Origin of the sequence: Lysobacter sp. OAE881 (assembly GCF_040546665.1) — a bacterium.
In the GTDB taxonomy this organism is placed as follows: domain Bacteria; phylum Pseudomonadota; class Gammaproteobacteria; order Xanthomonadales; family Xanthomonadaceae; genus Lysobacter_J; species Lysobacter_J soli.
This window is the reverse complement of the sequence record NZ_JBEPOG010000001.1, coordinates 1009471-1016936: the sequence shown is the minus strand read 5'-3', so window position 1 is coordinate 1016936 and position 7466 is coordinate 1009471. Positions and strand designations below refer to the sequence as shown.

The window sequence follows — 7466 nt, the reverse complement described above, 5'->3', positions numbered from 1 at the left end:
CCCACCGTCACAGCTGAAGGTCGAGCAGCTCCTCGCTCAGATCCGCGTCAGAAATCGTCTGACGGATCTGCGCGTGGTGCGCCTGCTCGCTCCACAGTTCGAACTTGTCGCCCATGCCCAGCAGCACGGCCTTCTTCTCGATGCCCACCGCGCTGCGGTGGCTGGCCGGGATGCTGATGCGTCCGTTGCCGTCGAGCTCGACGAACGCCGCGGCGCCGACGAGCTTGAGCTGCATGCTGCGGTTGACCGCCTTGGCCTTGGGCAGCGCATTGACCTGGTCGCGCAGCCGCTCCCACGCGGCATGCGGGTAGAGGTACAGCGAGCCGGACTCGAAGGGGTTGTAGGTGATGACCAGGCGGTTATCGCACTCGCGCGCGACGGCATCGCGGTAGACGGTGGGTACCGCCAACCGGCCCTTGTCGTCGATCGTGATGGCGGTCTCGCCCTGGAACATTGCTCACCTGTTGGGGCCGCCTCTAGGCGGGCGGCTTGATCCTGGAAAACCACAAAAAACCCGGTTTTCCCTCAGATGCCCACCTTAGGCACGCCCCACAGGGTTGTCAACAAGTTTCGGGAGGCAAATTCACCTGTCCCGTCAATGACTTGCGAAGAACTTCACAGGTTTGTTCAAGACTTATCCACTACCCATTGTTTCGTCTCAAATTTTGAGACTGGACACGTATGCCGCCCACTTGCGCGACCCAAGACCGCAAAAGCGAAAGGCCGATGCTGCGCCGCAGCACCGGCCGTCCATTTGCGCCCACGATCGAGATCCGCCGATCGATGTCCCAGACCTAAGACCCCAAAGCCCCCTCGCTTCCAAAGCTGAGAAGCCAGCCCCCTTTAGTAAAGGGGGCGCGCCGGCAGGCGCCGGGATTTGGAGGCGATGCCTCGGGGCCCAAAGTTTGCCGTCGCAAACTTTGGGGTTCTTCCCAGGCCAGCCTGGGAAGAAAAGGAGCGAAGTCGGCCGATAAGCCGGGTTCTGTCGTGGACAGTCATTCCTCTAGGCGCCGCGTCACCGCGACGCTCAAGCAACCTACCCGGAGACACCGCGGGCCGCGGCATAGTCTCCCTATTTGGTTTTGCTCCCGGTGGGGTTTGCCGTGCCGGTCCGTTGCCGGACTCGCGGTGCGCTCTTACCGCACCGTTTCACCCTTACCACGCACGTCTTGCGACGCCGTTCGGCGGTCTGCTCTCTGTTGCACTTTCCGTCGGCTCTCGCCGCCCAGGCGTTACCTGGCACCGTGCCCTGTGGAGCCCGGACTTTCCTCGGCATCCTTCCGGATGACGCGACTGCCTGGCCGACTCCGCGCCGGCATTCTACTGCTTCGCAGCGAATTGCCCCCAAAGTTTTGCTGAAGCAAAACTTCGGGCCCCGGCTCACGACCTCCAATTCCCCGCGCCTGCCGGCGCGCCCCCTTTACTAAAGGGGGCTAACGCTCCGATGGCTGCACGAGGGGTCACACTCGTTTGCTGTCATTCCCGCGAAGGCGGGAATCCATGCGTCCGCCCCATCACCGTTGGGAGTACCTCTTCCCGCCTTACTCCTCCGCGCCGTACAACGCCTTCCGCGGCGCGCCGCTCAGCTCGGCGGCGAGCTTGGCCGCCTGCGAGGGCTTGAGGTATTCGGTGAGCTTGGCGTACAGGCGCTTGCCTTCGGCGACGGCGGCATCGGCGTCTTCGCCGGCACCTTCGACGATCAGGACGAACTCGCCCTTGCGCTGGTTGGCATCGGCACCGACGCGCTGGCGCAGGTCGGCCAGGGTTCCGTCGAGGACGGTTTCGAACAGCTTCGTCAGTTCGCGCGCGATGGTGCCGCGGCGTCTTTCGCCAAAGGCGGCGACGAGGTCGTCCAGCGATTCCTCGATGCGGTGCGCGGACTCGTAGAAGATCAGCGTGCGCACCTCGCCCGTCAGGCGGGAGAGCCGCTCGCGACGCGCAGACGCCTTCGCCGGCAGGAATCCTTCGAACACGAACCGGTCGCTCGGCATGCCCGCGACGCTCAACGCCGCGATCGCCGCGCAGGCGCCCGGCACGGGAGACACGCGCAATCCCGCCGCGCGCGCGGCACGAACGAGGCGGAAGCCCGGATCACTTACCAGCGGCGTGCCGGCGTCGGACACCAGCGCGAAGCTTTCTCCCGATTGCAGGCGCGCGACCAGCTGCGCCGCCTGCGCGTCCTCGTTGTGTTCGTGCAGCGCGATCAGCGGGCGCTCCAGGCCGAAGTGCGAGAGCAGCTGGCGCGTGTGACGCGTGTCTTCGGCGCAGATCGCGTCGACCGTCTTCAGCGTTTCCAGCGCGCGGGCAGAAAGATCGCCCAGGTTGCCGATGGGCGTGGCGACCACGTGAAGCGTGCCGGGAGATTTCGAGCCGCCTGTGGCGGGCTGGGACGTGTGCATCGTGCGTCTGCGGTGGGGCCGGGTAGAATCCTAACCGCGTCCCTCAGGAACGCCGCGTCGCGGCATTGCATGCAGATGATCCGAGCTTCCAACCGCTGGACGATGACGTGGATGTGTGCGGCGGCGCTGGGCGCCATGCTGCTCGGCGGTTGCGCGACCGTAGCCACGACCGGCACCACGAATTCCCAGCAGAGCCGCAATCCGACGGTCGCGCAGGCCGGCGAGCTCGCGCGCAACGGCGCCGCCCTCACCGGCGCGGCGCGCAGCGCGAACGATCGCGAGATCGAACGCCTGCTGTCCGCGCTCGACAACGCCACACTCTCGCGCGAAGCCGCGTCGCTGGCCGCGGGCGATCCGCTGTACAACCACGCCGCCCAGGCGCTGCTGCGTCGCGGCCTGCCGCTGCCGCGCGCGTTCGACCGCACCGGCTGGAACTTCGATGCGGCCGGCCGACCCGCCGCCGAGCACGATGGCTATCGCCCGCCGGTGAAGCTCGCGGTGCTGCTGCCGATGTCGGGCAACCTCGCCGTCGCCGCGGCGCCGGTGCGCGACGGTTTCCTCGCCGGCTACTACGGCGAACCGCGCCGTCGCCCCGACGTGAGCTTCTACGACACCGCCGGCACGCCGGGTGGCGCGCTCGCCGCGTACGACCGCGCCGCGCTGGAAGGCAACGATTTCGTCGTCGGCCCGCTCGGCCGCGACGAGGTCAACGCGCTGTTCGCCAAGGGCGCGCTGCAGGTGCCGGTGCTCGCGCTCAATCGCGGCGACGGCGAACCGCCGGCGGGCAATGCGAGCTTCTCGCTGTCGCCGGAAGACGAAGGCAACGCGGCCGCCGAACGCCTGCTGGCGCTGGGTGCCAAGCGCGTGCTCGTGGTGGCGGGCGTCGACGACACGCAGCAGCGCGCTGTCGCAAGCCTGCGCGAACGGCTGGTGGCACGCGGTGCGACGGTGACCGACGTCGCGGGCGAAGGCACGTCCGATTTCATTCCCTTCGCGCAGAAGGAAGGCGGCGTGGACGCCGTGTTCCTCGCGGTGAAGGGCAGCAGCGCGCGCCTGCTGATGCCGAAGCTCGCCCTCGCGGGCCTGGCCGGCAAGCCGCGCGTGGCGACCTCGCAACTGCTGTCGGGTACCGGCAAGGCGGACGAAGACCGCGTGCTCGACGGCATCGCGTTCCCGACCGAAACCTGGACCACGCGCGGCGTTCCGGGCCTGCCGCCGGCGGCGATTGCCGGTTCGCAGCTCAACAACGCCAAGGGTCCCGCCGCGCGCCTGTTCGCGTTCGGTTTCGACGCCTGGCAGATCACCGCCTACCTGCAGCGGCTTGCGACCACCGCCGACGGCCACATCGACGGCGCGACCGGCACGCTGCGCCTGGACGGCTTCGGCAACGTGCAGCGCACGCCGTCGTGGTCGACCTTCAGTTCGGGACTACCGACCGCGCTCGCGGATGCGTCCAACCGCTGATCGCCGTTCCCGCGGCGCGGCGGTCGAGGCCGCCGCGCGCGCGTACCTGAGCCGCGCCGGACTCCGCGACGTAGCGGCCAATGCGAACTACCGCTTCGGCGAACTCGACCTGGTCATGCTCGACGGCAGCTCGCTGGTGTTCGTCGAGGTGCGCTACCGGCGCGGCGCCCGCTTCGGCGGCGGCGCAGCCTCGGTCGACGTGCATAAACGCCGCAAGCTCGTGCAGGCCGCGAGCGCCTTCCTCGCGCACCACCCGAAGCACGCAAACGCCCCCTGTCGCTTCGATGTGGTCGAGGCCGACGGCGATCCGGCATCGCCGCGCCTCACCTGGGTGAGGGACGCCTTCCGCGCGGACGACGTCTAGGCCAAGATCCGCCAACCCCGCTCCGCGCGCACGCGCGTTCGTCATGAGGCGCGGCATCGGGTCGCGCAATTCCACGACGCAATCAGGGGACGATGATGCGAACGGTGATCCGTACGGCCGTACTGGCCTGCGCATGGGCGTTGGTGCTGGCGGGGTGCTCCCGCAAGGAGGAGGCGGAGGCGGCGGCGGATGCCGCAGCGATGGACGTACCGCACGCCAATCTGTCGAGGCCCGCAGCAGGCGGTGCAGCCGCACCCGCGCCGGCGAAGGCGCTCTCGCCGCCCGACATGCAGACGCAGCTGCAATCGGCTGCGAACACGCAGGACTCGCCGGGGCGTCGCTTCATCCGCGTCGGCAGCGCCTCCTTCAGCGTGCGCGATGTGTATCGCGCGGCGCTGTCGATCGAGGACCTGGCCGCGAACTACGGCGGATTCGTCGAACGCAACAACATCTGGTCCGAGACGAACGGCTCGCGCACCCATGCCAGCCGCGACGGCATGCGCGTGGAACTGTCGACGTATACCTTGCGAGGTTCGTTGATCGTGCGCGTCCCCAGCGAGCGCACGCAGGAATTCCTGCGCGCCCTCGCTGGACAGATCGAGTTCCTCGACGAACGCAAGTTCGAGGCGACCGACGCGCAGTTCGACCTGTTGCGCCAGCAACTGGCCTTCGCGCGACATCAGGACGCGCAGGCGGCGCTGGCGCAGGTCGCCAGCGCGCCGGGAAAGACCGGCGAGAAGGCCGATGCTCTCGGCGCACGCGCCGATGCGCAGGCGCAGCGCGATGAAGCGACCGTTGCCCGCGCGGAGCTTGAAGACCGGATCGCGTTCGCGCGGATCGGGCTGGCGGTGCACCAGCCGCCGCAGCTTCGTCGAACCGAGCGGCCCGATCTGGACGTCGCGATGCGCCGCGAAGGACCTGGCTTTTTCGCGCGCGTGTGGGAGGCGTTAGGCGACGGCGGACGACTAGGGCTCGATCTCATCGTCGGCATCGCCTACCTGTGGCCGTTGTGGCTGGCCGCAGCACTCGCGGTATTCGGCATCCGCGCGTGGCGCCGGCGCGGGCGCTGACGTGCCGACGATCTTCACGCATGCCGTGGTGCCGCTGGCGATGGGGATCGCGTGCGGCACGCGACGGCTGCCGCCAAGGTTGATCGCGGCGGGTATGCTCGCCGCAATGCTGCCCGATGCCGATGTCGTCGCCTTCAAGCTTGGCATCGCCTATGCGGACGACTTCGGCCATCGCGGTGCGAGCCATTCGCTGTCGTTCGCGGGCGTGGTGGCCGCGCTGGGCGCGTGGTTGCACCGGCCGCTACAGACGCGGCCCTGGATCGCCGCGTTGTGGCTGTTCGCATGCACGGCCTCGCATCCGCTGCTCGATTCGCTCACCAACGGCGGTCTCGGCGTTGCGCTGTGGTGGCCGTGGTCGGACGCGCGCGTGTTCGCGCCGTGGCAGCCCATCGCCGTGTCGCCCATCGGAAGCGGCTTCTTCAGCGCCCGCGGTGCAGCCGTGATGGCCTCGGAAGCGCGCTGGGTATGGCTGCCTTGCGCGGCGCTCGCTGGGGCGGGCCTCGCGCTGCGACGGGCGGTATCCTCGCGTCCATGACGCCGTTGCCGACCACGCTCGATTCCGAACTTCGATCCCTGCTCGGCGACGGCTGGCTCACCGACGAGAGCGAGCGCCTCACCTACGCCTTCGACAACTCGCGGCGACAGGCGCTGCCCGATGCGGTGGCGCTGCCGACCACGCGCGAGCAGGTCGTCGGTCTGGTGCGGGCCTGCCGCGCGGCGCGCGTGCCGGTGATCGCGCGCGGTCGTGGCACCAACACGACCGGCGCCGCAGTGCCCGTCGCGGGCGGTGTGGTGGTCTCGTTCGAACGCATGAACCGCATCCTCGACATCCGGCCCGGCGATCGCTGCGCGGTCGTCGAACCGGGTGTGCTCAACGGCGACCTGCAGGCCGCGTTGAAACCGCACGGCCTGTTCTGGCCACCGGATCCGACCAGCGCCGGCTACAGCAGTGTCGGGGGCAATCTCGCCTGCAACGCCGGCGGTCCGCGCGCGGTGAAGTACGGCGCCACGCGCGACAACGTGCTCGCGCTGACCGCCGTCACCGGAACGGGCGACCTCATCCATTGCGGCACCGCGACGACGAAGGGTGCGACCGGTTACGACCTGCAGCGCCTGCTCGTCGGCAGCGAGGGCACGCTGGCGCTGATCGTCGAGGCCAGCCTGCGCCTCACGCCGTCGCCACAATCGCGACGCGCACTGCGGGCGATCTATCGCGATGTGTCATCCGCCGCGCAGGCCGTCGCGCGACTCATGGCGCAGCCCGTGACGCCGTCGATGCTGGAATTCATGGATGCCGATGCGGTGCGGCTGGCGCGCGATGTCGGTGGCGCCGATCTTCCACGCGACGCAGGCGCGCTGCTGATGATCGAAGCCGATGGCGACTCGCAGACGCTGCCGCACGACATCGAGGCATTGATGCGCGCCGCCGACGGCGAGGGCCTGGTCTCGCTGGACGACGCCGCCGACGAAGCCACGCGCGAAAAGCTCTGGGCCGCGCGCAAGGCGCTTTCGCCGTCGCTGCGCACGCTCGCGCCCGGCAAGATCAACGAAGACGTCGTGGTGCCGGTCTCGCGCATTCCGCAACTCGTCGACGGCGTGCATGCGCTCTCGCGCGAATTCGACCTGCCCATCGTCTGCTTCGGCCATGCGGGCAACGGCAACCTGCATGTCAACCTGCTGTATCACCCCGACGACGACGCGCAGAGCGCACGCGCGCATGCGGCGATGGCGCGCGTGTTCGCGTTGACGCTCTCGCTGGGCGGCACGCTGTCGGGCGAGCACGGCATCGGCCTGGCCAAGCGCGAATTCATGCCGCAGGCGATCGACGCGCCGACGCTGGCGATGATGCGCGCGGTGAAGGCGGCGTTCGATCCGGACGGCATCCTCAATCCGGGCAAGCTGCTGCCCGACTGACCGCGACGCGCGTCAGAGGAACTGGTCGAGCTTGCGCATCACCAGCATCATGCCGACCACCCAGCACAGGATGACGAGCAGCACCGCGCCCCAGTTGCTGCCGGTCTTCCCGCGCCTGCGCTGCACCCAGAAACCGATGGCCAGCAGCACGGTCGGCACGATGAAGAACAGCATGCCGATCAGGAACCTCGTTTCCACGCGGGACCTCCTTGGCGAAAGGCGGGACCGGCGATGAGGCGTCCGGCGGCCGGTGGG

General features: G+C 69.0%; 8 protein-coding genes and 1 other RNA gene. 5 read left to right on the top strand and 4 right to left on the bottom strand.

The genetic code is table 11. The annotated features are described in order from the left end of the window. Nucleotides 1-7: 7 nt before the first annotated feature. From mraZ to rsmI, 3 genes are all read right to left on the bottom strand, one after another. Nucleotides 8-454, bottom strand: a complete 447-nt coding sequence (mraZ, locus tag ABIE51_RS04705; RefSeq protein WP_192632412.1) for a division/cell wall cluster transcriptional repressor MraZ — start codon at nucleotides 452-454, stop codon at nucleotides 8-10. A gap of 501 nt (nucleotides 455-955) precedes the next feature. Continuing rightward, an RNA gene (gene rnpB / locus ABIE51_RS04700) (RNase P RNA component class A) lies at nucleotides 956-1309 on the bottom strand. A gap of 232 nt (nucleotides 1310-1541) precedes the next feature. Beyond that, nucleotides 1542-2399: a 16S rRNA (cytidine(1402)-2'-O)-methyltransferase gene (rsmI, locus tag ABIE51_RS04695; RefSeq protein ID WP_192632411.1), complete on the bottom strand. Its 858-nt coding sequence runs from the start codon at nucleotides 2397-2399 to the stop codon at nucleotides 1542-1544. A 69-nt stretch (nucleotides 2400-2468) separates the two neighbouring features. On the opposite strand from rsmI, the gene ABIE51_RS04690 reads away from it, so the two are divergent. From ABIE51_RS04690 to ABIE51_RS04670, 5 genes are all read left to right on the top strand, one after another. After that, on the top strand, nucleotides 2469-3863 hold the full coding sequence (locus ABIE51_RS04690; RefSeq protein WP_192632410.1) for a penicillin-binding protein activator: 1395 nt from the start codon (nucleotides 2469-2471) through the stop codon (nucleotides 3861-3863). Further along, a complete protein-coding gene (locus ABIE51_RS04685) occupies nucleotides 3847-4227 on the top strand; it encodes a YraN family protein (RefSeq protein WP_192632409.1) in 381 nt (126 codons plus the stop codon). The genes ABIE51_RS04690 and ABIE51_RS04685 overlap by 17 nt, the downstream gene beginning before the upstream one ends. A 200-nt stretch (nucleotides 4228-4427) precedes the next feature. Then, entirely contained in the window at nucleotides 4428-5297 is an 870-nt protein-coding gene (locus ABIE51_RS04680) for a DUF4349 domain-containing protein (protein ID WP_192632408.1), read from the top strand. Between the two features lies 1 nt (nucleotide 5298). Then, a complete protein-coding gene (locus tag ABIE51_RS04675; protein WP_192632407.1) occupies nucleotides 5299-5832 on the top strand; it encodes a metal-dependent hydrolase in 534 nt (177 codons plus the stop codon). Then, nucleotides 5829-7211 (top strand): FAD-binding oxidoreductase, encoded by a 1383-nt coding sequence (locus tag ABIE51_RS04670; protein ID WP_192632406.1) that lies wholly within the window; start codon nucleotides 5829-5831, stop codon nucleotides 7209-7211. The genes ABIE51_RS04675 and ABIE51_RS04670 overlap by 4 nt, the downstream gene beginning before the upstream one ends. Before the next feature lie 12 nt (nucleotides 7212-7223). On the opposite strand, the gene ABIE51_RS04665 is transcribed toward ABIE51_RS04670, so the two are convergent. Continuing rightward, on the bottom strand, nucleotides 7224-7409 hold the full coding sequence (locus ABIE51_RS04665) for a hypothetical protein (protein ID WP_115841406.1): 186 nt from the start codon (nucleotides 7407-7409) through the stop codon (nucleotides 7224-7226). Nucleotides 7410-7466 lie beyond the last annotated feature (57 nt).

Bases quoted from the DNA above. Each gene is read 5' to 3' on its own strand.
- ABIE51_RS04685 (WP_192632409.1), top strand. From the start codon at position 3,847: ATGCGTCCAACCGCTGATCGCCGTTCCCGCGGCGCGGCGGTCGAGGCC.
- ABIE51_RS04690 (WP_192632410.1), top strand. From the start codon at position 2,469: ATGCAGATGATCCGAGCTTCCAACCGCTGGACGATGACGTGGATGTGT.
- mraZ (WP_192632412.1), bottom strand. From the start codon at position 454: ATGTTCCAGGGCGAGACCGCCATCACGATCGACGACAAGGGCCGGTTG.
- rsmI (WP_192632411.1), bottom strand. From the start codon at position 2,399: ATGCACACGTCCCAGCCCGCCACAGGCGGCTCGAAATCTCCCGGCACG.
- ABIE51_RS04670 (WP_192632406.1), top strand. From the start codon at position 5,829: ATGACGCCGTTGCCGACCACGCTCGATTCCGAACTTCGATCCCTGCTC.
- ABIE51_RS04680 (WP_192632408.1), top strand. From the start codon at position 4,428: ATGGACGTACCGCACGCCAATCTGTCGAGGCCCGCAGCAGGCGGTGCA.